Genomic DNA, 18,634 nt, shown 5'->3' with positions numbered 1-18,634 from the left:
TGCACCGTGGTGACATTCTTCCTGTGGATAGAGGTCCCGATTTCCGGGACTGTGGGCGGCTCGATGTGCACAGCCGCGGAGCGCTGACCTGCAGGTACGGTGACATCGATTCTCGTCTCATCATGCGATGCAAATAGCGCGGTCAATGTCAGTGGTGGCTGGGAGACTTCTTTCTGACGGGATATCGGGCTCGATTGGCGGGCCATCCCCAGAGTCGCGGGAAGGAGGTGGGCTGTGGTGTCGATCGAGGAGATCTCCGGGGGCGCTGTACCCGCCCCTCTCGCCGCCGGTGGCGGCTCCGCCGGGGGGTGCGCCTGCCGACCTGCGACCGACGTGGGCGCGACCGCCTCAGCGAGGGCGTCGGCCACGATGGCGACGCTCACCGCGGCCGTGGATCTGCTCGCGGTCGTCTCCGACCCGACAAACCCCGCAGACCGCCTGGAGGGCGAGGCAGCGGTCCACGTCGTGCGCGAGGCGTTGGCGCTGGCGGGGCGCCTGTCCGCCATCGCCGCGCGGACGATCCCGACGGTGGAGGCCGACGGGTGGTGGTCGCTGGACGGTGCGCGGTCGATCACGACGTGGGTGGCTGCCAAGGGTCGGCTGCCCCATGGCGAGGCAGCCCGGCTGGTGACGCTCGGGCGGGCGTTGCGTGATCACCTCCCCGCGACGGCGACCGAGGTCGTCGATGGCACCGTGCCACTGGGCGCGGCACACGCGATCGCGGCTGTCGCCAACACCGAGGACCGCCGCGCGGCCTTGGCCGCTCCCGCCGACGAGTGCGGGGAGGAGTTCCTGCTCGAGCTCGGGCGGGTGCTGCCGGCCTCGCAGTTTCGAGTGCTGACCCGCCGCTGGGCTGCCCACGCCGACCCCGCCTCCGACGATCGGGGGTACGTGGAGGCGTCGGACCGGGAGTTCGTGACGCTGTCGCAGACGATGGACGGCTGCCACCTGCGCGGCTTCCTCACCACCGAGCACGGCCACGCGCTGCAGGCCGCCTTGCGGGCGATGACCAGCACGTCGGCGGACAGTGCCGGCGAACCCGCGCCGCGGCGCCGGGCGGGCGCGCTGGTGAACCTGACCCGCCTGGTCCTCGACCGGGATCTGACCGGTGCGACCGGCACCCACCGCCCGCACATCACCGCCGTGGTGGACCTCGAGACCCTGAACCGCGCCCTCGACCGCGCGCCGGGTGCCCGCCCGCGCACCGCCAATAACGCGGAGGCGTCGCCGCGTCCGCCAGGACCCGTGCGTGAGGTCGAGCGGTTCGCGGTCGCGGAGCTGGTCGGCACCGGACCCATCCCCGACACCGTGCTGGCGCGGCTCGCGTGCGACTCGGCGATCACCCGCGTCGTGTTCGGCGCGGAGTCGCAGGTCCTGAACGTGGGACGCACGGAACGCACCTACACGGGAGCCAGACGCAGGGCGATCATCGCCCGCGACGCCCACTGCCAGTACCCGGGCTGCGATGCACCACCCGCGATGTCCGAGGTCCACCACACCGAGCACTGGCACCGCGACAACGGCTCCACCGACGTCAACACCGGCTGTCTTCTGTGCTGGCACCACCACGAGGTGGTCCACGACCGCGGCATCGAGATCACGCGCGACCGGTCGGGCCGATGGCGGTTCACCGACCGGCACGGACAACCGCTGCGCACGACCACCTGAGAGCTGCTCCTGCGGCCGGCTCACATGGCGACCGGTTTGTGGGCAGACTTCCGGTATGGCGACTGACGGCGTTCCCGGCGAGGCCGCGGTGGTGCAGGACGCGGCGGAGGCTCGCTTCGACTACGACCTCGTGGTGATCGGGACGGGTCCGGGCGGGCAGAAGGCGGCGATCGCCGCCGCCAAGCTCGGGCACAAGGTCGCCATCATCGAACGCCGGCACATGATGGGCGGGGTCTCGACGAACACGGGCACCATCCCGAGCAAGACCCTGCGCGAGGCCGTCATGTACCTCACGGGCATGGCGCAGCGGGAGGTCTACGGCGCGAGCTACCGCGTGAAGTCCGACATCACGATGGAGGACCTGTTCGCCCGCACGCAGCACGTGATCGGTCGCGAGCACGAGGTCATCCGCGCCCAGCTGCTGCGCAACCACATCGACATCCTCAACGGCACCGGGTCGTTCCTCGACGAGCACACGGTGGGGCTCCTCGACGACGACGGCGTGCGCCGCACCCAGTTCACGGCCCGTTTTGTCGTGATCGCCACCGGGTCCAAGCCGCACCGGCCGAACACCGTCCAGTTCGACGGGCGCACGGTGCTCGACTCCGACGGCGTCCTCGCGCTGGAGAACGTGCCCAACTCGATGGTCGTGGTCGGCGCCGGGATCATCGGCATCGAATACGCCTCGATGTTCGCCGCCCTGGGTACCCGCGTCACGGTCATCGACAAGCGCCCCGCGATGCTCGAGATGTGCGACCCCGAGGTGGCCGAGTCGCTGAAGTTCCACCTGCGGGACCTGTCGGTGTCGTTCCGGTTCGGCGAGGAGGTCGCGGGCGTCGACAGCAACACGCACGGCACCGTGACGCGCCTGGTCTCGGGCAAGCGGATCGCCGCCGACGCCGTCATGTACTCCGCGGGCCGGCAAGGGGCGACGGATGCGCTGAACCTGGCGGCGGCGGGCCTGTCGGCGGACTCGCGCGGGCGCATCTCCGTCGACGCGCAGTACCGGACCGCGGTGCCGCACATCTTCGCGGTCGGCGACGTCATCGGCTTCCCTGCCCTGGCGGCCACGAGCATGGACCAGGGCCGCCTCGCGGCGTACCACGCGTTCGACGAGCCGGCCCGCGAGCTGCAGTCCATGCAGCCCATCGGCATCTACACGATCCCCGAGATCTCCTACTGCGGCCGCACCGAGGAGGAGCTCACCGCGGAGGCAGTCCCGTACGAGGTCGGCGTGGCCCGCTACCGGGAGCTCGCGCGCGGGCAGATCGTCGGCGACTCCTATGGGATGCTCAAGCTGCTGGTCCACACCGAGACGCGGGAGCTGCTCGGCGTCCACATCTTCGGGACGTCGGCCACCGACCTGGTGCACATCGGCCAGGCGATCATGGCCTGCGGCGGGACGGTCGACTACCTGGTCGACACCGTCCTGAACTACCCGACGCTCTCGGAGGCGTACAAGGTGGCCGCCCTGGACGCGACGAACAAGATCCGCCAGGTGGCCCGCTTCAGCCTGTGACCGCCAGCCCGCGGGCCACCGCCGCGACCATCGCCTCGGCGATCTGGGGCGTCGCCGCGGCCAGGATCGAGTCGGACGCGAGCGACCACGGCTCCCCGCGCGCATCGAGCACCACGCCACCCGCCTCCCGGACGAGCACCACCCCGGCGACGACGTCCCAGGCCGCGTTGCCGAACGCGATCGACGCGGACGTCCGGCCCGTGGCGACCCACGCGAGCTCGGTGGCCGAGGTGCCGACCACGCGCACCTTGCCCACCGTCGCGGCGACCTCGCGCAGCACGGCCGCCCGGGCATCGAGCGGCCACGGTCCGACGGACGTCCACGACAGGTCGCCGACCGTCACCGTGAGCGAGTCCAGCGGGCCGCCGTGGGTGGACACCCGGACGTCTCCCCCGTCCGTCCGGCGCCAGGTCCCCGCCCCGCGCGACGCCCAGACGACCTCGCCCGTGGTCACGTCCGCGGTGACGCCGACCACGGGCTCGCCGTCCACCACCCGCGCCAGCGTGCACGCGACCAGCGGCAGGCCGGCGACGAAGTTCGCGGTCCCGTCGATCGGGTCGACCACCCAGCGGTCCGCCGCGGCCTCCCCCGGCGACCCCTCCTCGCCCTGCACGGGCAGCGCCGATCCCGCGCGCAGAGTCCGGACGACCGCGTCCTCCGTCGCCAGGTCGACCGCCGTGACCAGGTCGTTCGGGCCCTTGAGCCGCAGCACGGCCCGGTCGTCCGCCCCCCGGACCACCGCCAGACCGGCATCGACGGCGCGGAGGGCGAGATCGACATCGGGCTGGAGGTCCTGGGCGATGAGCGTCGTCATGGGCGCATCATCACCCCTGCGAGTGACGCCGAGGTGAACGGGCCGGACGTCAGTCGGTGGCCGTCGTGCCCTCGTAGAGGCCCAGCTGGTTGCCCTCCGAGTCCTCGAAGGCCGCCCACCAGCTGGTCGGGGAGATCTCCGTCTTCGCCAGGATCGTGCGCCCGCCGAGCTCCTGTGCCCGCGCGAGCGTGGCGTCGATCGAGTCGACCTCGACATAGCTGCGCGGCACCTGCAGGTCGCCCGCCCGGGCGGCGATCCCGCCGCCGCTGATGCCGTTCGGTGCGGCCCACATCGGGTACCCCTCGTAGCCGGGCGACTCCTTGATGTCCCAGCCGAACAGCTCCGAGTAGAACCTCGTCGCCCGCTGGAGGTCGTCTGCCGGGATGTCGATGTGCGTGATGTCGCCGTGCGCCATGGCCTCGCTCCTCGCACTCCTCTGCGGGCCCTCGGGTGGCGGGCCCGGAACCCGACCAGCCTAGGTCGGGGCACGGACAGCCGTCAGCAGGCGGATTCGGCGCACCCGCCGACCTCGGCTATCCTCAGTCGGCCGGGAGGATTCGCCTAGTGGCCTATGGCGCACGCTTGGAAAGCGTGTTGGGTGAAAGCCCTCGGGGGTTCGAATCCCCCATCCTCCGCGCACCGAAGGGCCCGCGAGCAGCTGCTCGCGGGCCCTTCGTCGTCGGCGGGCGTCGTCGCGACGCCCCCGCCCGACGCCAGCTGAGGCCAGCACCTCGACAGCGATCAGCCCGACTGGTCCACGACTGACGACGGTCGCCGAGCGCTCGGCCATCGGTCGAACGAGAAGCCCCTGGCGGACACCGCAGCAACGCACGATGCTGAGCCCATCCCCACCGTCAGGAGGACCGCGTGAACAAGACCGTCGGCATCGTGCTCGGCGCCGTGCTCGTCGTCATGGGGCTGGTGTTCACGTTCCAGGGCCTCGGCTACCTCGGTGGCAGCGCCATGACGGGCGTGACCCTCTGGGCGATCCTCGGCCCGATCATCGCCATCCTCGGGCTGGTCCTCGTCGTCAGGTCCGCGCGCAGGCGGTGACGTCGCACGGCGCGCAACGCGGCGTGGTCGGCCCACCGGTCAAGGGCTGGCGAGGTCCGCCCGTCACACGATCGGTCGGATCGCCGTCGCTTCCGCCGTCGCCGGCGTGAGGAACGCCTTCGCGTACAGCTCCGTCGCCGCAGCCTGTGCGCCTTCGATGTCGCCCGCCAGCGCGGCCGACTGGATCTCCCCGTGCTCGCGGCTCCAGTCCCCGGAGGGTCCGGTGGTCGGGCGCACGACGACGTCGAACTCGAACTCGGAGCTCGTGGACAGGTACGTGCTCACCGCCGACGGGCACCAGACGTCGAGGACACCGGTCCCGTCGGAGACGGAGACCCGGCTGCCGGCGGCCGACCCGACGATGCCCTGGAGTGCGACGCGCAGTGTCCCCTCGGCGACGGCGCCCGTCGTCGCCACGTGCTCGAGCAGCTCGGCGACGGTCGTGGTGGCCCCGCGAAGGGTGCGGGTCTCGGGGGCCACCCCGCTCGAGACCAGCCAGTGCTGCGGCCAGTGGAGCAGGCGCTCGTCGAGCTCTCGCGCGTGGCCGTAGTGGTGGAGCGGCTGGGCGGCCGAGAGGCGCACGGCCACAGCGTCGTTCCAGCGGCCCTCGGGGTCGAACTCCACGTACTGGTGCGTGCCCTGCTGGTGGCGAGTGAACTCCTCGAGCTCGATCATCGTCGCGAGCAGGTCGACGTAGGCCGACAGCGTCGGAAACCGCACGTAGTACGGCGACCCCGCGTAAGCCCACTCCAGGACGACGTCGCCGCTGCCTCGCCCGTCCTCCAGCTCGACGAACAGGAAGCCGTGGCTCTCGTACGCGACCGGGAACAGCAGCCGGGGGCACTGGGCGAACCCGTCGCGGTCCGTCGTCCAGCAGCGCAGCGCGAACGCTGGACTGGTCGGCCGCGGGTAGGGCGCGACGGTGATCGAGTCGGGGTCGACCCGTCGCCAGAACCGCTCCAGCTCGGCCGGGAGCCGCAGGGGCGAGATCTCCTTGCGGATCTCCGCGAGGACGGCGTCGACGTCGCCCGCAGGACGGATCGGCGGGAGGTTCGCCGTCTCGTACGCCTTCACCAGACGGTCCAGCGCTCGATCGATCGGTCCGGTCGCATCCGTCACACGCAACACATCGACGAACCGCCGGTCTGAGTTGAGACCGACGCCGCACCTCGTGCGACCCCGCGAGGGCCACGCCGCCACTCAGCCGGGCGATCCCACGAGCCGCTGCAGCGCGGCCAGGCCCTCGGGCGTCCCCGGCCAGTGCCGCGTCACCGCCTCGGCCCCGGCGTGGCGGACGACGGAGCGGAGCACCAGCGCCACGACGACGGCGTCGTCGGCATAGCCGAGCACGGGGATGAAGTCCGGGACGAGGTCGATCGGCAGCGCGAGGTAGCCCAGCAGCAGCCAGAGCCGGACGCGCACGCCGCGGGGCAGGCCGGCGTCCGCGGCGAGCCGGCGCACCAACCGCACGACGTCGGGCAGCAGCCGCAGCAGGTCCCGGAGGCGGAGCTCGTCGGGTCGGGTGACCCAGAGGACCGCAACCAGCGCCAGCCACAGCAGGACGAGCCCGCCGACGAGGCCGACCAGCGACCAGGCCCAGCCCGGCATCCCGGCTCCGTTCGTCGTCGATCGTGGCCGTCACCGTACCCGCGCAGGGGAGATCCGGCCCGGTTCGACGTACGCTCCCAGGTCGTGGCCACCTTCTCCTCCGTCTCGAGTCAGCACGTGCTCCAGGCGCTCGCCGAGTACGACGAGCGCGGGGGCGCGCAGTTCCTGGACGTCTACGGCTTCGAGCCGGCGCCGGCCTGGACGCTGCGCCACGACGGCCGTTCCTACGACGCGAGGGCGGTGCTCGGCGTCGCCCACCGGTTCGCCACCGGGCGGCTGGCGACGTCCGACGACTTCAGCGGCGGGATGCAGGATGCCGTCGCGATCCTGCGCAGGCGGGGATTCGAGGTGTCGGAGCCGGCGTCACCGGTGCGGGCCCCGCGACCGCGCCCCACGCGCACCCCGGTCCCGCGGGCGACCCCTGCCCGGGAGGCGGTCGCCGCCATCTGCCCGACCTGCTCGATGACCCTCCCGGCGACGGGCATCTGCGACGACTGCGGCTGAGGCCCGGAGCGCCCGGCTCAGTGAGCGAGCCAGGCGAGAGCCCCCCGGGCTGCGACCACCCCGGTGCTGAACGAGGCCTGCAGCAGGTAGCCGCCGGTGGGTGCGTCCCAGTCGAGCATCTCGCCCGCGACGAACGTGCCGGGCATCGCGCGCAGCATGAGCGACTCGTCGACCTCCGACCACGCGATGCCCCCCGCTGTCGAGATGGCGCGCGCGAGAGGCATCGTGGCGGCGACCACCACCGGGACCGCCTTGACCAGCCGCGCCATCGCGGCGGGATCGGTGGTCATCGGGCCGCCGCCCGCCTCGCGCACCAGCGCGATCGCGACCGGGTCGAGGCCGATCGAGCGCCGTAGCCAGTTCGAGCCGGAGTCCTTGGGTCGACGCCGCTGCAGCCGGTCGGCCAGCTGGTCGATCGTGAGGTCTGGGCGCAGGTCGACCTCGACGACGCACCGCCCGTCGGCGTCGAGGGCGTCGCGGATCGCGGCGCCGACCGCGTAGACGGGTCCACCCTCGAGCCCGGTGCGCGTGACCATGGCGTCCCCGCGCGCCGCCGGCCCCGCCGAGCCGCCGACGCGCAGACCCACCTGCTTGAGGGGCGTGCCCTCGAACCTCTCCGCGAACGTCTCCGACCACCCGACGCGGACGCCGACGTTCGCGGCCCGCAGCGGAGTCACGGCGACACCCCGCTCGGTGAACAGTCCCACCCAGCCCTCGTCCGCACCGAGCCGGGGCCACGACGCCCCGCCGAGCGCGAACACGGTCGCGTCGCCGACGACCTCGCTCTGCGCTCCGTCGTCGCCCGTGAACCGGAGCCCGCCGGGCGCGTCGGTCCACCCCGTCCACCGGTGCCGCCGCTCGATCCGGACGCCGAGGTCCGCGAGCCGCGCCAGCCACGCCCGCACCAGCGGGGTCGAGCGGAACGACCGGGGGAACACGCGGCCGCTCGACCCGACGAACGTCGGCTCCCCCAGGCCCGCGCACCAGTCGCGCAGATCCTCCGGTCCGAACACGTCGAGCATCGGCGCGAGGCGGTCCGCCGAGCTGCCGTACCGCGCCAGGAACCGGTCCCGCTCCTCGGTGTGCGTGATGTTGAGCCCGCCGTGGCCGGCGAGCAGGAACTTGCGGCCGACCGACGGCATCCGGTCGTACACCGTCACCGCCACCCCGGCGCGCGCGAGGACCTCAGCGGCGGCCAACCCCGCGGGTCCACCGCCGATCACGGTCGCCGTGCTCATGCGGGGAGCCCGGCGGGCTCGAGCGCGGGCGTCGGCATCCACCGAACGTAACGGACCGCGGGCAGCCTCCGTGACCGGTCTGCCGCGATGTCGGACGCCGGTCCTAGCGTGGTCGGCATGAGCTCCGACGACGGCGCCGATCTCCGAGGGACCCGGTTCGAGCACGCGGACCTGCGCGGGGCACGGTTCGCGTCGGTGAACCTCACGGGCGCGACGTTCCGGTCGGTCGAGCTGGCCCAGGTCGTGATGCGCGGCGTCGAGCTGGTGGACGCCAGCTTCGACGGCTGGATCCAGAACCTCGTCATCAACGGGGTGGACGTCGTGCCGCTGGTCGAGGCCGCGCTGGACGAGCGCTACCCGGACCGGCCGAAGTTCCGCCCGACCACCGCCGACGGGTTCCGCGAGGCCTGGGACCTCAACGAGCGGCTCTGGTCGGCCACCGTCGAGCGGGCCCGCCGGCTGCCGCCGGGACGGCTGCACGAGTCGGTCGACGAGGAGTGGTCGTTCATCGAGACCCTGCGCCACCTCGCGTTCGCCAGCGAGTCGTGGGTCGGCCGCTGCCTGCTGCACGACTGGAGCCCGTGGCACCCGCTGTCCCTGCCCTGGGACGAGATGCGCGACCGACCCGGAGTGCCGCGGGACCGGGCCGCGCGGCCCTCGCTGGACGAGGCCCTCGCCCTGCGGCACGCGGCGATGGCGATGGTGCGGGGGGTGGTCGACGGCCTCACCGACGAGCAGCTCGACCGCCGCACCGAGCCGTTGGTGGGCCCGGGGTGGCCCGACGAGGGCGCGACGTTCCCGGTCCGCGAGTGCCTGCTCGTGGTGCTCAACGAGGAGTGGTCGCACCGGATGTACGCCGAGCGCGACCTGGCCGTGCTGGAGGAGCGCGCCTGAGCCCTCAGCCTCGCGCGTGGTCCGCCCGCCAGACGCTGGGCGCCGCCCCGACGCTGCGCTTGAACGCCCGGCTGAACGCCTCCTCGGACTCGTACCCGACGTGGTGGGCCACCGCGACGACGCCGACGTCGGTGGTCGCCAGCAGGTCCTGCGCCACGTGCATCCGCCACTCCGTGAGGTAGCGGATCGGCGACCGCCCGAGCACCTCGCGGAACCGGGTGTCCAGCAGCGACCGGGACACCAGCGACTCGCGCGCGAGCAGCTCGACGGTCCATTTCTGCTCGGGCCGCCGGTGCATCGCGGCCAGCGCGGGCGCCAGCACGGGATCGCGGAGCGCCGCCGTCCAGCCCTGGTCGATGGCCGGCGCCGACGCGAGGTGGAGCCGGAGCACCTCGACCAGCAGCAGCTCGGGCAGGCGGGTGGGGATCCCGAGGGTGCCCGCGGACGTCTGCTGCAGCGCGTACTCGATGTTCGCCCGCACCCACTGCGCGGCCGGCCCGGTGGGGTGCACCACGAACACCGGCGGCAGGGCGCGCAGCGCCGGGTCGAACAGGGGATCCCGGCTGTGCAGGTAGCCGCAGACGACGTCGGTCTCGGAGCCGTCCCGGCCGTAGCGCAGCACCGGCATCTGCGCCCACGGCGTCGGCGGCATGAACGTCGAGATGGGCACCACGTCGGCGTCCTCGAGGCCGCCCATCCGGTGCTGGTCGCCGTACGGCAGCACGATGACGTCGCCGGTGCCGGCCCAGTGCTTGGCGCCCCCGTCGACGGCGATCCAGCAGGTGCCCGACGCGACCACGTGGAAGAGCACCACGCGACTGGTGCCGGGCCGCAGCAGCGCGGCGGTGGCCGGGCCGCTCAGAGACTCGTAGGTCCACGGCTCGCGGTATTCGGCGCGCAGGAAGACCGCGCCCTCCAGCCGCAGCCGGTCCAGCGAGACCTGCAGCAGGTCGGGGGGCGTGGGGTCCCGATCAGGAGCACCGGGCAACCGGTCATGGTCCGCAGCCGTACTCGCCACGACGCTGATCGTGTCACACCGACCATCGGAGCAAGGAGAACGGACATGCCGCTGTTCATGGACATCCACCGGGTCGACGGACCCGTCGGGATGAAGGACGTCGCGCAGGCGCACCAGGCGGACCTCGCCACGCAGGGGGCCTACGACGTCAACTACCTGAAGTACTGGGTCGACGAGTCGCAGGGCAAGATCTTCTGCCTCGTCGACGCCCCCGACGCGGAGACCGCCGCCACCGTGCATCGCGAGGCGCACGGCCTGGTGGCCGACGAGATCTACCGGGTCGACGAGGGCGCCTGAGCCCCCACGGTCGGCGTCGCAGGCCCTGCGGCGCCGACCCGCTCGCGCACCAGGCGCAGCGAGCCGCCCGGGAACAGCTGGACCGGCAGGATCGAGCGGACGCGCGACTCCCGGGCCTGCAGGAACACGAACTCCCCCCGCACGGAGACCGACCGGAACGCGCTCCACCGCGTCTCGCCGGCGACGGCCGGCCCCTCGATCCACAGGGACTCGGCGCCCACCGCAGCCCGGAACACCGACCCCGCGGGCACCTGCCGCGTGAGCTGCCGCACGATCCGGACCTGCTGGCGCCACACGACCCACACCATCACCCCGACCATGAACGCGGCGAAGATCGCGCCCGCGACCCATCCGGAGGACGGGTCGCCGGTCAGGGCGACCATCACGGCGGACCCGACGAGGATCGTGGCGAGAAGCGCCGCGACGCGCACGGGCGCGAACGTCACCTCCCGGAGGTACGCACCCGCGAGGCGACGCACGTACCCCGCGTCGGTGGTGAAGCTGACCACCTCGCCCGGGCGGGCAGCACCCGGCGACGCATCAGCCGGGGCGTCCGCACCGACCGGCAGTGCCACCCGGACCCGCTCCTGCAGGACCGCGAGCACCGTGTCCGGGAACAGCTCCCTCGGGTAGGGCACCAGCTGCTTGCTCGTGCGGTTCTCCAGCAGCACGAGACGGCGCCGCACGAGCACCCGTCCGTACACCCCGTACCGGACCGCCGCGGAGCCCAGCGGCCCCTGCGTGTGGAGCCGGTCGTCACCGACCGCGACCCGGATCGTCGAACCCGCCGGGAGCACTCGAGCGGTGCGGACGCGCCCGGTCACGTAGCCGGTCAGCCCGAGCACCACCACCACGCCGACGACGCCGATCGTCGGCCCGGACCGGGTGACGACCCCGAGCAGCAGCAGGGCGCCGAACAGCACCTCGAGCACCACCAGCTGCGGGCGACGGAGCTGGTGCCGCCACTGCGCGCCGACGGCCCGCCGGACGAACGACGCGTCCGTGGTCCACGCCGTCCAGACGAGCGGCTCGGGCTGCGCGGCGGTCTCCACGAGGGACGAGCGTAGGGCCGGGCGGGGCGTCGCGGTCCGGTCGTCCCCAGGTTCAGCCGAGCGGCCGTGTCACCGTCACGACGTGGCGCCTCTCGAGCACCACGGGATCACCGGCGTGCAGGCCGCGCACCTCGACCGGCTCGCTCTCCAGCCGCCCCTCGAGCTCGAGCTCACCCACCCGGACGACGGTCAGCCACACGCGCTCCTCGAGGCCCTGCCGAGGCACGACGATGACCTTGACCCGGTCGCCCACCCGCAGGGCCGCCAGCACCTCGTCGCCGGGCACCCGGAACCTGTCCGGCGCCGCCGCGTGGCGCTCGGTCGCGTCCGCCAGGTCCCACCCGGTCCGCCGACGGAACACGTCAGGCCGCGGCCGTCGTCGGAACCCGCACCACGGAAGCCCGGTCCTGCGGCCGCCCCGCCGCCGGGCCGGTCACGGCGCCGCCGGCTCTCGCATCCACGCGGCGATCGTAGGCACGGACCCCGCAGGCCCGCCGGGTCAGCCGGCCAGCGCCCGCACCGTGTCGATCGTGTCCGCCTCGGCCGCCGGCTTGTCGTCGCGGTACCGCACCACGCGCGCGAACCGCAGCGCGAGCCCGCCCGGGTACCGCGACGAGCGCTGCAGCCCGTCGAACGCGATCTCCACCACCTGCTCGGGCCGCAGGTGCACCACGTACCCGTCCGTCGGGCCGTCGGCCAGCGCGGTGAACCGCTCCGTCTGCCACCGCAGCATCTCGTCGGTCATGCCCTTGAACGTCTTGCCGAGCATGACGAACCCGTCGCCGTCTCGGGCGCCGAGGTGGATGTTCGACAGCAGCCCCTGCCTGCGCCCCGACCCCCACTCGACCGCCAGCACCACGAGGTCGAGGGTGTTGCGCGGTTTGACCTTGATCCACGCGGCGCCGCGGCGCCCGGCCTCGTACGGGGCGCCGGCGGCCTTGACGACGACGCCCTCCTGCCCGGCCCGGACCGCACCCGCGAAGTAGTCGCGCGCCGCCGGCGCGTCGCTGGTCACCAGCCGGTCCACCACCGAGGGTCCCGCCACGGCGTCGAGCGCCTCGAGCCGGCGCAGCAGCGGCTCGTCGAGCAGGTCGGTCCCGTCGACGTGCAGGCAGTCGAAGAAGAACGGCGTGAGCGTGACCGCCGCGGCGACGTCGGCGTCGCGGGTGGCCGAGCGCGAGGCCGTCTCCTGGAACGGTCGCGGACGCCCGTCCGGCCCCAGGGCGAGCGCCTCGCCGTCGAGCACCAGGTCGGTGGCCGGCATGTCGAGCACCCGGGCGACGATCTCCGGCACGCGACCGGTGATCTCGTCGAGGCTCCGCGTGAACACGCGGACCTCGGGCCCCTGCCGGTGCACCTGGATGCGGATGCCGTCGAGCTTGGAGTCCACGACGACCGGCCCGGGCGCCAGGCTCGCCCACGCGCCGTCGACGTCCGGCGCCGACTGCGCGAGCATCGGCCGCACGGGCCTCCCGACGACGAGCGAGAAGCCCGCGAGCGCGGCGGCGGGATCCGGAGTCGTCAGCGCAGCCACCGCGACGGGTTCGGTGTCGCCGGCCAGCATCGCGGCCCGGCGCACGATCTCCGGAGGAACCCCGGCGGCCTCCGCGACCGCGTCCAGCAGGAGCGCGTCGAGCGACCCCTGCCGCAGCTCCCCCGTGACCAGCCCTCGGAGCAGTCGCTGCTCGTCGGGTGTCGCGGCACCGAACAGGGCCGCGGCCTGCGTGCTGCGCGCGGCGCCCGAGCCCGGGCCGGACAGCAGCGACATCGCCTCGAACGCGGCATCGACCTCCGCGACGGTCAGGCTGGGCTCTGCGGCGGGCAGCGGCAGCGAGCTCAGCGAACGCCACCCCAGGCCGGTCCGGCGCTGCCGCAGCTGTCCACCGAGGTAGCGCGAGACGACTCCCACGTCCTGCGGCGGGGTCCGGCGCAACAGGTCCACCAGCAGCGCGCGCTTGGCGAGCCGCGACCGGCTCGTCGCCAGCGCGGACGAGGTCGTGGCGAGGTCGGCGAACAGCATGTCCGCATCCTCCCGCCGCACGCCCACATCCGCCGCCGCTCAGACCAGGCGGAGGGCCCGTCCCGCCAGCGCCAGGGTGATCGTCTGCCCCCAGGTGGCCGTGAGCCGGTCGGCCTCGAGCCCGTCGCCGAAGACCACGAGCGCGTCCGACTCCACCACCACCGTGAGGACCTCTCCGTCCACCAGCCGCCCGGCGGTGAGCGACGTCGCAGTCGACGGCGACGGCCACGCCTCGCGCACGAACCAGGCGAGCGCCCGGTCGGCCGTCCCCGGCAGCTCGGCTCCGCCCCGACGCTCGCGGTGGATCGACGCCGCCCACCCGGTGGCGCCGGTCCCGGTGGCGACGATCAGGCCCGACGACGACTGCGGCTCGACGGCCCCCGCGACCCCGATGCGGTACCGCGCCGACTGGTGGCTCGGATGGCCGACGAACACCTCGTTCAGCGCATCGAGCGACTCCCCGTCGTCGAGAGTCGCGCTCACCATGGCCCGCGACTGCACCGAGGCACCGCCTCGGACGACGGCCTGCAGGAGGTCGCGCGCCTCCCGCGGCCGGTGCGTCACCAGCACGCCGGCGTTGCGCCCGGGCTCGGGGTCGATGCCGACGACGACCTGCGTGCCGACGTACTTGGCGACGTTGGCCACGAGCCCGTCCTGGCCCACGACCACGACGACGTCCCCGGGCTCGAACCCGAACCGGTACAGGTCCTCCCGCTCGACGTCGCCCCGTCGCCACTCGCCCGGCACGGCCGCGCGAACCTCGCCGAGCGCCGCCTCCTGGGCGTCGTGCCGGCCCTGCACGTCGGCGAGGGTGCGGCCGCGCGTCCGCAGGAAGAACTCCGCCTGCCCCCGGGTGCCGTGCCGCTCCAGCAACCCGTCGAGCTCGGTGCGCCGGTGGACGACCACCACCCGCGGGGCGAGCACCACGTCACGCCCCCTTGGTGCCGACCAGGCCGGCCAGCGCCCCGGTCACCAGGTCGGGGGTGACGGTGAGGTTGCCGATGCTCGGCAGGTTGCCGGCCAGCTCCCGCATCGCGAGCGCGGCCAGCACCTCGCGGTCCACACCCGCGTACGCGGCGAGCCGAGCAGCCTCGGCGGCACCCTCGGCCTCGCCGACGATCCGGGTGCTGTGCGCGTTCGCCTCGGCCAGCAGGCCCTGGCGCTCCGCGGCCGCGTTCGCCTCGATCAGCGCGGCGGCCGCCGCCTCGCCGGCCCGGGTCCGGGCGTTCGCGCCGTCCTGGGTCACCAGCTGCTGCTCGCGCAGCGCGAGCTCGATCCGGTTGGCCAGCTCGTTCTCGGCGATGGCCCGCTCGCGCTCGACGGCGAGCGCCCGGCGCTGGAAGGTCGACTTGTCGGCCTCGCCCTGGGCCTGCTCACGCGCGGGCGTCTGCAGGAACCGCTCCATGTCCGCCTCGGCCCGCACCGAGCCGATCCGCGCGCCGAGCACCTGGATCCCGGTCGATGCCAGGCGCTCGTCGGCGAGCAGGCCCTCGGTCACCAGCCGCCGCAGCGCCCCGCCGCCCGAGGTCACCGCCTCCAGGACGGTCATCCCGGCGAGCGCGTCCATGACCTGCCCGGTCGCCAGCTCGCTGAGCAGGTGCGCGACCTGCTCCAGGGGGTTGCCCGTCCACCGACCGGTGTCGGGGTCGATGGCGAAGTCCAGCCGGCCGGCCACCAGCGCCGGGTCCTCGAAGCGGAAGCTCACCGTCACCTGCACCGCGACGTCCTGGAAGTCGGCCGTCCGGGCGTGGGCGACGAGCGGGAGCTCGCGGTCGTCGACGGGGATCTCGCTGATCACGGCCGAGAGGGGCCGGAACCAGAAGGCCAGGCCCGCGCCGTCGTGGCGGAGGCGCCCGGCGTGCAGGTGCAGCACGTGCGACGTGGGGGCGGTGCGCAGGTGGCGGGCGAACGGGTAGCGCTTGATGGTGGCCATCTCGGATCCTCTCCAGGATTTATCGTCATATCGACCTTAACCACCGGTGCTTGTTATCGTCAACCTGACGATATAAAGTCGCCCGCATGCCGCCGTTCCCGCCGTTCGCCGTCACCGTGGACCTGGTGGCGCTCACGGTGCGGCACGACGCGCTGCACGTCCTGCTGGTCACGCGCGGGGAGGACCCGTTCGTCGGCCGTCCCGCGCTCCCGGGCGGGTTCGTGCGACCCGACGAGGACCTCGCCGACGCCGCGAGCCGCGAGCTGGCCGAGGAGACCGGACTGCACCGGGGCGGCGCTCACCTCGAGCAGCTGGGCTCCTACGGCAGCCCGCACCGCGATCCGCGCATGCGCGTCGTCTCGGTCGCCTACCTCGCCCTCGCCCCCGGCCTGCCCGACGCGGAGCCGGGGGGCGACGCCGCCGCGGCCGGCTGGGTCCCGGTGGCCGACGCGCTCGCGGACGATCTCGCGTTCGACCACCACGCGATCCTCACCGACGGGGTCGAACGGGCGCGGGCCAAGCTCGAGTACACGTCGCTGGCCACCGCGTTCTGCGGCCCGGAGTTCACCGTCTCGGAGCTGCGCCGCGTGTACGAGGCCGTGTGGGGAACCGCACTCGACCCCCGCAACTTCCACCGCAAGGTGACCAGCACCCCGGGTTTCCTCACCGAGACCGGTCGCACGGTCGTCGACGGCCCCGGCCGACCGGCTGCCCTGTACCGGGGCGGCCCGACGACCGCACTGCACCCCCCGCTCACGCGCGACCCCGGCTAGGCGCCGATGCCGCCGTCGACGTAGAGCCAGCGACCGTCCTCGCGCACGAACCGGCTGGTCTCGTGCAGGCGCCCGCGCTTGCCGATCGCGGTCCCGTCGTCGAACCGGTAGTGCGCCACGAACTCGACCGTGCCGGTGTCGTCCCACGGGCCGCCCGCGTCGGTGGCCAGCACGTCGAGCCGGTGCCAGACCATGGCCGGGTCCAGCTCGAGCTCGTCCGGGCGCGTGCTGGGGTGCCAGGTGACGAGGAGGTAGTGCGTGGCGCCGGTGGCGAACCCCGTGTAGCGCGAGCGCATCAGCGCCTCGGCGGTGGGAGCCGTGCGGCCGTCCGCGAGGTAGCGGCCGCAGCACTCGCCGTACGTCTCGCCCGACCCGCACGGACAGCGGTCGTCGGTCTCGGTCATCGGTCTCCCCGCCTCTCGTCCCGGCGAACCTAGCAACAGGTCGCGGGGGCTCGCAGGGGCGGCCCGGACCCTCCGCACCGGGGGTTCCGAGCAGACCAGTTCGCTTCCCACGTTCCGGTCGAGCCCATTGTGCCGTACGGTTGTGTCTGTAGTCGCAGTGCATCGCTTGTCATGACGGCCACGGGGAGACCCTGGCAGGACGTTCTCGAGGACCACCTCGGAGACGGACGACGAACACCGTGAATACCGGTCCCGGTCATCCGGGAGTTGTCCATACCGCACGTGAGAGAAGAGAACATCATGCCTGTTGGCACCGTGAAGTGGTTCAACGCCGAGAAGGGCTTCGGCTTCATCGCCCCCGAGGACGGCGGCCCCGACGTGTTCGCGCACTACAGCGCCATCACGACGAGCGGCTACCGCACGCTCGAGGAGAACCAGAAGGTCCAGTTCGAGGTCACGCAGGGCCCCAAGGGCCCGCAGGCGTCGAACATCACGCCTCTCTGAGCTTGAGCTGAGCTCATAGCTCCATCGCACGGGACCCCGGCCTCTTGTGGCCGGGGTCTCGTCGCATCACCACCGAGGCGCCCTTTCTTTCGCTCAGCACCGACCGCACTCGCGCCGCGCACTGCACGACCGACAGGACGGATGCCATGAGCTCCTCGACGCTTACCCCCACACCTCCCCGCCCGCGTGACCGCGCGGTCAGCGACTTCACCGAGCTGACCCGGACCGTGCAGGCCGCCGGCCTGATGAAGCGCCGGCCCGCCCACTACGCCGTGCGGCTCTCCGCCGCCGTCGTCGCCGTGGCCGGCCTGGTCGCCGCGATCATCCTGGTCGGCGACTCCTGGTGGCAGATCGCCGTCGCGTTCGCCGCCGCCGTGATCCTCACGCAGGTCGCCTTCCTCGGGCACGACGCCGCGCACCGGCAGATCTTCTCCGACGGCCGCGCCAACAACTGGACGTCGCTCGTGCTCGCCGACCTCTTCGTCGGCCTCAGCTACGGCTGGTGGCAGCGCAAGCACACGCGCCACCACGCCAACCCGAACAAGATCGACTACGACCCCGACATCGAGCTCGAGGCCCTCGCCTTCACGCCCGAGCAGGCGGCGCGCAAGACGTCGAAGCTGGGCGTCTGGTACCTGAACCACCAGGGCTGGTTCTTCTTCCCGCTCCTGCTGCTCGAAGGCCTCGCGCTGCACCTCGCCGCGATCCAGCGCCTCTCGTCGCGGGACAAGCTCGAGCACCGCGCCGCCGAGATCGTCATGATGACCATCCGCCTCGGCGGTGGCCTCGCCCTCGTCCTGCTCACCATGTCCTGGCCGATCGCGCTGGTCTTCCTGGCCGTGCAGATGGGCGTCTTCGGGTTCTACATGGGCGCCTCGTTCGCCCCGAACCACAAGGGCATGCCGCTGATCCCCAAGGACTCGCGCCTCGACTTCCTCCGCCGCCAGGTGCTCACCAGCCGCAACATCGGCGGCGGCAAGTGGGTCGACGTGCTCATGGGCGGGCTCAACCACCAGGTCGAGCACCACCTGTTCCCGTCGATGCCCCGCGCGTCCCTGCGCCGCGCGAAGCCGATCGTCGAGGCCTACTGCCGCGAGCACAACATCCCCTACGTGCAGGTGTCGCTGCCCCGCTCGTACGCGATCATCGTGAAGTACCTGAACACGGTCGGGAAGCCGGACCGCGACCCGTTCAACTGCCCGATGACGGCCATGTACCGCGTCTGACCCTCGGCAGAGCGAAGCCCCCGTCGTCCTCACGGACGGCGGGGGCTTCGTCGTCTCACCCCGGAGCCGACCCGGGATTCAGAGGTTCCGCGCACGAGAACCGTGGTGA

Annotated in this window: 21 protein-coding genes and 1 tRNA gene; 10 read left to right on the top strand and 12 right to left on the bottom strand. The window is 73.1% G+C overall.

Annotated features, from left to right (window positions below; all coding sequences use genetic code 11):
- The first annotated feature begins 369 nt into the window (after nucleotides 1-369).
- Together AB5970_RS03830 and sthA are read left to right on the top strand one after the other, a co-directional pair.
- A complete protein-coding gene (locus AB5970_RS03830) occupies nucleotides 370-1,668 on the top strand; it encodes an HNH endonuclease signature motif containing protein (RefSeq protein WP_370502583.1) in 1,299 nt (432 codons plus the stop codon).
- Between the two features lie 55 nt (nucleotides 1,669-1,723).
- On the top strand, nucleotides 1,724-3,187 hold the full coding sequence (sthA, locus tag AB5970_RS03825) for a Si-specific NAD(P)(+) transhydrogenase (protein ID WP_370502582.1): 1,464 nt from the start codon (nucleotides 1,724-1,726) through the stop codon (nucleotides 3,185-3,187).
- Here the strand turns inward: sthA and AB5970_RS03820 are convergent.
- Both AB5970_RS03820 and AB5970_RS03815 read right to left on the bottom strand, forming a co-directional pair.
- Complete coding sequence (locus AB5970_RS03820) at nucleotides 3,177-4,001, bottom strand: inositol monophosphatase family protein (RefSeq protein WP_370502581.1); 825 nt, start codon at nucleotides 3,999-4,001, stop codon at nucleotides 3,177-3,179. The genes sthA and AB5970_RS03820 overlap by 11 nt on opposite strands.
- Before the next feature lie 49 nt (nucleotides 4,002-4,050).
- Nucleotides 4,051-4,416: a VOC family protein gene (locus AB5970_RS03815; protein ID WP_370502580.1), complete on the bottom strand. Its 366-nt coding sequence runs from the start codon at nucleotides 4,414-4,416 to the stop codon at nucleotides 4,051-4,053.
- 135 nt (nucleotides 4,417-4,551) lie between these two features.
- On the opposite strand from AB5970_RS03815, the gene AB5970_RS03810 reads away from it, so the two are divergent.
- Both AB5970_RS03810 and AB5970_RS03805 read left to right on the top strand, forming a co-directional pair.
- A tRNA-Ser gene (locus AB5970_RS03810) sits at nucleotides 4,552-4,636 on the top strand.
- A gap of 232 nt (nucleotides 4,637-4,868) precedes the next feature.
- A complete protein-coding gene (locus tag AB5970_RS03805) occupies nucleotides 4,869-5,054 on the top strand; it encodes a hypothetical protein (protein WP_370502579.1) in 186 nt (61 codons plus the stop codon).
- A 63-nt stretch (nucleotides 5,055-5,117) separates the two neighbouring features.
- On the opposite strand, the gene AB5970_RS03800 is transcribed toward AB5970_RS03805, so the two are convergent.
- Nucleotides 5,118-6,128 carry a hypothetical protein gene (locus AB5970_RS03800; protein ID WP_370502578.1) on the bottom strand — a complete coding sequence of 337 codons (1,011 nt, stop codon included), beginning with the start codon at nucleotides 6,126-6,128 and terminating at the stop codon, nucleotides 5,118-5,120.
- A gap of 126 nt (nucleotides 6,129-6,254) precedes the next feature.
- Nucleotides 6,255-6,662: a YkvA family protein gene (locus AB5970_RS03795; RefSeq protein ID WP_370502577.1), complete on the bottom strand. Its 408-nt coding sequence runs from the start codon at nucleotides 6,660-6,662 to the stop codon at nucleotides 6,255-6,257.
- An 84-nt stretch (nucleotides 6,663-6,746) separates the two neighbouring features.
- On the opposite strand from AB5970_RS03795, the gene AB5970_RS03790 reads away from it, so the two are divergent.
- A complete protein-coding gene (locus AB5970_RS03790; protein ID WP_370502576.1) occupies nucleotides 6,747-7,166 on the top strand; it encodes a hypothetical protein in 420 nt (139 codons plus the stop codon).
- Nucleotides 7,167-7,183: 17 nt separating this feature from the next.
- Here the strand turns inward: AB5970_RS03790 and AB5970_RS03785 are convergent, their stop codons facing one another.
- Complete coding sequence (locus tag AB5970_RS03785) at nucleotides 7,184-8,404, bottom strand: TIGR03862 family flavoprotein (protein WP_370502575.1); 1,221 nt, start codon at nucleotides 8,402-8,404, stop codon at nucleotides 7,184-7,186.
- A 117-nt stretch (nucleotides 8,405-8,521) separates the two neighbouring features.
- On the opposite strand from AB5970_RS03785, the gene AB5970_RS03780 reads away from it, so the two are divergent.
- Nucleotides 8,522-9,298 (top strand): DinB family protein, encoded by a 777-nt coding sequence (locus tag AB5970_RS03780; RefSeq protein ID WP_370502574.1) that lies wholly within the window; start codon nucleotides 8,522-8,524, stop codon nucleotides 9,296-9,298.
- Nucleotides 9,299-9,302: 4 nt separating this feature from the next.
- Here AB5970_RS03780 and AB5970_RS03775 read toward each other — a convergent pair whose 3' ends face one another.
- Entirely contained in the window at nucleotides 9,303-10,286 is a 984-nt protein-coding gene (locus tag AB5970_RS03775) for an AraC family transcriptional regulator (RefSeq protein ID WP_370502573.1), read from the bottom strand.
- 75 nt (nucleotides 10,287-10,361) lie between these two features.
- Here AB5970_RS03775 and AB5970_RS03770 point away from each other — a divergent pair, with 75 nt between their 5' ends.
- Nucleotides 10,362-10,613 (top strand): DUF4242 domain-containing protein, encoded by a 252-nt coding sequence (locus AB5970_RS03770; RefSeq protein ID WP_370502572.1) that lies wholly within the window; start codon nucleotides 10,362-10,364, stop codon nucleotides 10,611-10,613.
- Here the strand turns inward: AB5970_RS03770 and AB5970_RS03765 are convergent.
- The 5 genes from AB5970_RS03765 to AB5970_RS03745 form a co-directional block, all read right to left on the bottom strand.
- On the bottom strand, nucleotides 10,589-11,665 hold the full coding sequence (locus AB5970_RS03765; RefSeq protein WP_370502571.1) for a hypothetical protein: 1,077 nt from the start codon (nucleotides 11,663-11,665) through the stop codon (nucleotides 10,589-10,591). The two genes, AB5970_RS03770 and AB5970_RS03765, sit on opposite strands and share 25 nt — an antisense overlap.
- A 52-nt stretch (nucleotides 11,666-11,717) precedes the next feature.
- Entirely contained in the window at nucleotides 11,718-12,026 is a 309-nt protein-coding gene (locus AB5970_RS03760) for a hypothetical protein (RefSeq protein WP_370502570.1), read from the bottom strand.
- Between the two features lie 138 nt (nucleotides 12,027-12,164).
- Complete coding sequence (locus AB5970_RS03755) at nucleotides 12,165-13,685, bottom strand: ATP-dependent DNA ligase (protein WP_370502569.1); 1,521 nt, start codon at nucleotides 13,683-13,685, stop codon at nucleotides 12,165-12,167.
- A 39-nt stretch (nucleotides 13,686-13,724) separates the two neighbouring features.
- The gene (locus tag AB5970_RS03750; protein ID WP_370502568.1) at nucleotides 13,725-14,612 is read right to left on the bottom strand and encodes a hypothetical protein; all 888 of its coding nucleotides are present in this window, start codon (nucleotides 14,610-14,612) and stop codon (nucleotides 13,725-13,727) included.
- A 1-nt stretch (nucleotide 14,613) separates the two neighbouring features.
- Nucleotides 14,614-15,618 (bottom strand): SPFH domain-containing protein, encoded by a 1,005-nt coding sequence (locus AB5970_RS03745; RefSeq protein WP_370502567.1) that lies wholly within the window; start codon nucleotides 15,616-15,618, stop codon nucleotides 14,614-14,616.
- A gap of 86 nt (nucleotides 15,619-15,704) precedes the next feature.
- Between AB5970_RS03745 and AB5970_RS03740 the strand changes: the two genes are divergently transcribed.
- Nucleotides 15,705-16,391 carry an NUDIX hydrolase gene (locus AB5970_RS03740; protein WP_370502566.1) on the top strand — a complete coding sequence of 229 codons (687 nt, stop codon included), beginning with the start codon at nucleotides 15,705-15,707 and terminating at the stop codon, nucleotides 16,389-16,391.
- Here AB5970_RS03740 and AB5970_RS03735 read toward each other — a convergent pair.
- Entirely contained in the window at nucleotides 16,388-16,795 is a 408-nt protein-coding gene (locus AB5970_RS03735; RefSeq protein WP_370502565.1) for a YchJ family protein, read from the bottom strand. The two genes, AB5970_RS03740 and AB5970_RS03735, sit on opposite strands and share 4 nt — an antisense overlap.
- 300 nt (nucleotides 16,796-17,095) lie before the next feature.
- On the opposite strand from AB5970_RS03735, the gene AB5970_RS03730 reads away from it, so the two are divergent.
- Together AB5970_RS03730 and AB5970_RS03725 are read left to right on the top strand one after the other, a co-directional pair.
- A complete protein-coding gene (locus AB5970_RS03730; RefSeq protein ID WP_028049733.1) occupies nucleotides 17,096-17,299 on the top strand; it encodes a cold-shock protein in 204 nt (67 codons plus the stop codon).
- A gap of 146 nt (nucleotides 17,300-17,445) precedes the next feature.
- Nucleotides 17,446-18,525 (top strand): acyl-CoA desaturase, encoded by a 1,080-nt coding sequence (locus AB5970_RS03725; RefSeq protein ID WP_370502564.1) that lies wholly within the window; start codon nucleotides 17,446-17,448, stop codon nucleotides 18,523-18,525.
- Nucleotides 18,526-18,634: the final 109 nt, after the last annotated feature.

The organism is Cellulomonas sp. ICMP 17802 (assembly GCF_041295535.1).
Taxonomy (GTDB): Bacteria; Actinomycetota; Actinomycetes; order Actinomycetales; family Cellulomonadaceae; genus Cellulomonas.
Note: the sequence above shows the minus strand (reverse complement) of the source record. Positions and strands in the feature narration are given on the sequence as shown.

Excerpts from the sequence above, each read along its gene's own strand:
- AB5970_RS03830 (WP_370502583.1), top strand. The coding sequence starts at position 370 with ATGGCGACGCTCACCGCGGCCGTGGATCTGCTCGCGGTCGTCTCCGAC.
- sthA (WP_370502582.1), top strand. The coding sequence starts at position 1,724 with ATGGCGACTGACGGCGTTCCCGGCGAGGCCGCGGTGGTGCAGGACGCG.
- AB5970_RS03820 (WP_370502581.1), bottom strand. The coding sequence starts at position 4,001 with ATGACGACGCTCATCGCCCAGGACCTCCAGCCCGATGTCGATCTCGCC.
- AB5970_RS03815 (WP_370502580.1), bottom strand. The coding sequence starts at position 4,416 with ATGGCGCACGGCGACATCACGCACATCGACATCCCGGCAGACGACCTC.
- AB5970_RS03795 (WP_370502577.1), bottom strand. The coding sequence starts at position 6,662 with ATGCCGGGCTGGGCCTGGTCGCTGGTCGGCCTCGTCGGCGGGCTCGTC.
- AB5970_RS03785 (WP_370502575.1), bottom strand. The coding sequence starts at position 8,404 with ATGAGCACGGCGACCGTGATCGGCGGTGGACCCGCGGGGTTGGCCGCC.
- AB5970_RS03780 (WP_370502574.1), top strand. The coding sequence starts at position 8,522 with ATGAGCTCCGACGACGGCGCCGATCTCCGAGGGACCCGGTTCGAGCAC.
- AB5970_RS03770 (WP_370502572.1), top strand. The coding sequence starts at position 10,362 with ATGCCGCTGTTCATGGACATCCACCGGGTCGACGGACCCGTCGGGATG.
- AB5970_RS03755 (WP_370502569.1), bottom strand. The coding sequence starts at position 13,685 with ATGCTGTTCGCCGACCTCGCCACGACCTCGTCCGCGCTGGCGACGAGC.
- AB5970_RS03745 (WP_370502567.1), bottom strand. The coding sequence starts at position 15,618 with ATGGCCACCATCAAGCGCTACCCGTTCGCCCGCCACCTGCGCACCGCC.
- AB5970_RS03740 (WP_370502566.1), top strand. The coding sequence starts at position 15,705 with ATGCCGCCGTTCCCGCCGTTCGCCGTCACCGTGGACCTGGTGGCGCTC.
- AB5970_RS03735 (WP_370502565.1), bottom strand. The coding sequence starts at position 16,795 with ATGACCGAGACCGACGACCGCTGTCCGTGCGGGTCGGGCGAGACGTAC.
- AB5970_RS03730 (WP_028049733.1), top strand. The coding sequence starts at position 17,096 with ATGCCTGTTGGCACCGTGAAGTGGTTCAACGCCGAGAAGGGCTTCGGC.
- AB5970_RS03725 (WP_370502564.1), top strand. The coding sequence starts at position 17,446 with ATGAGCTCCTCGACGCTTACCCCCACACCTCCCCGCCCGCGTGACCGC.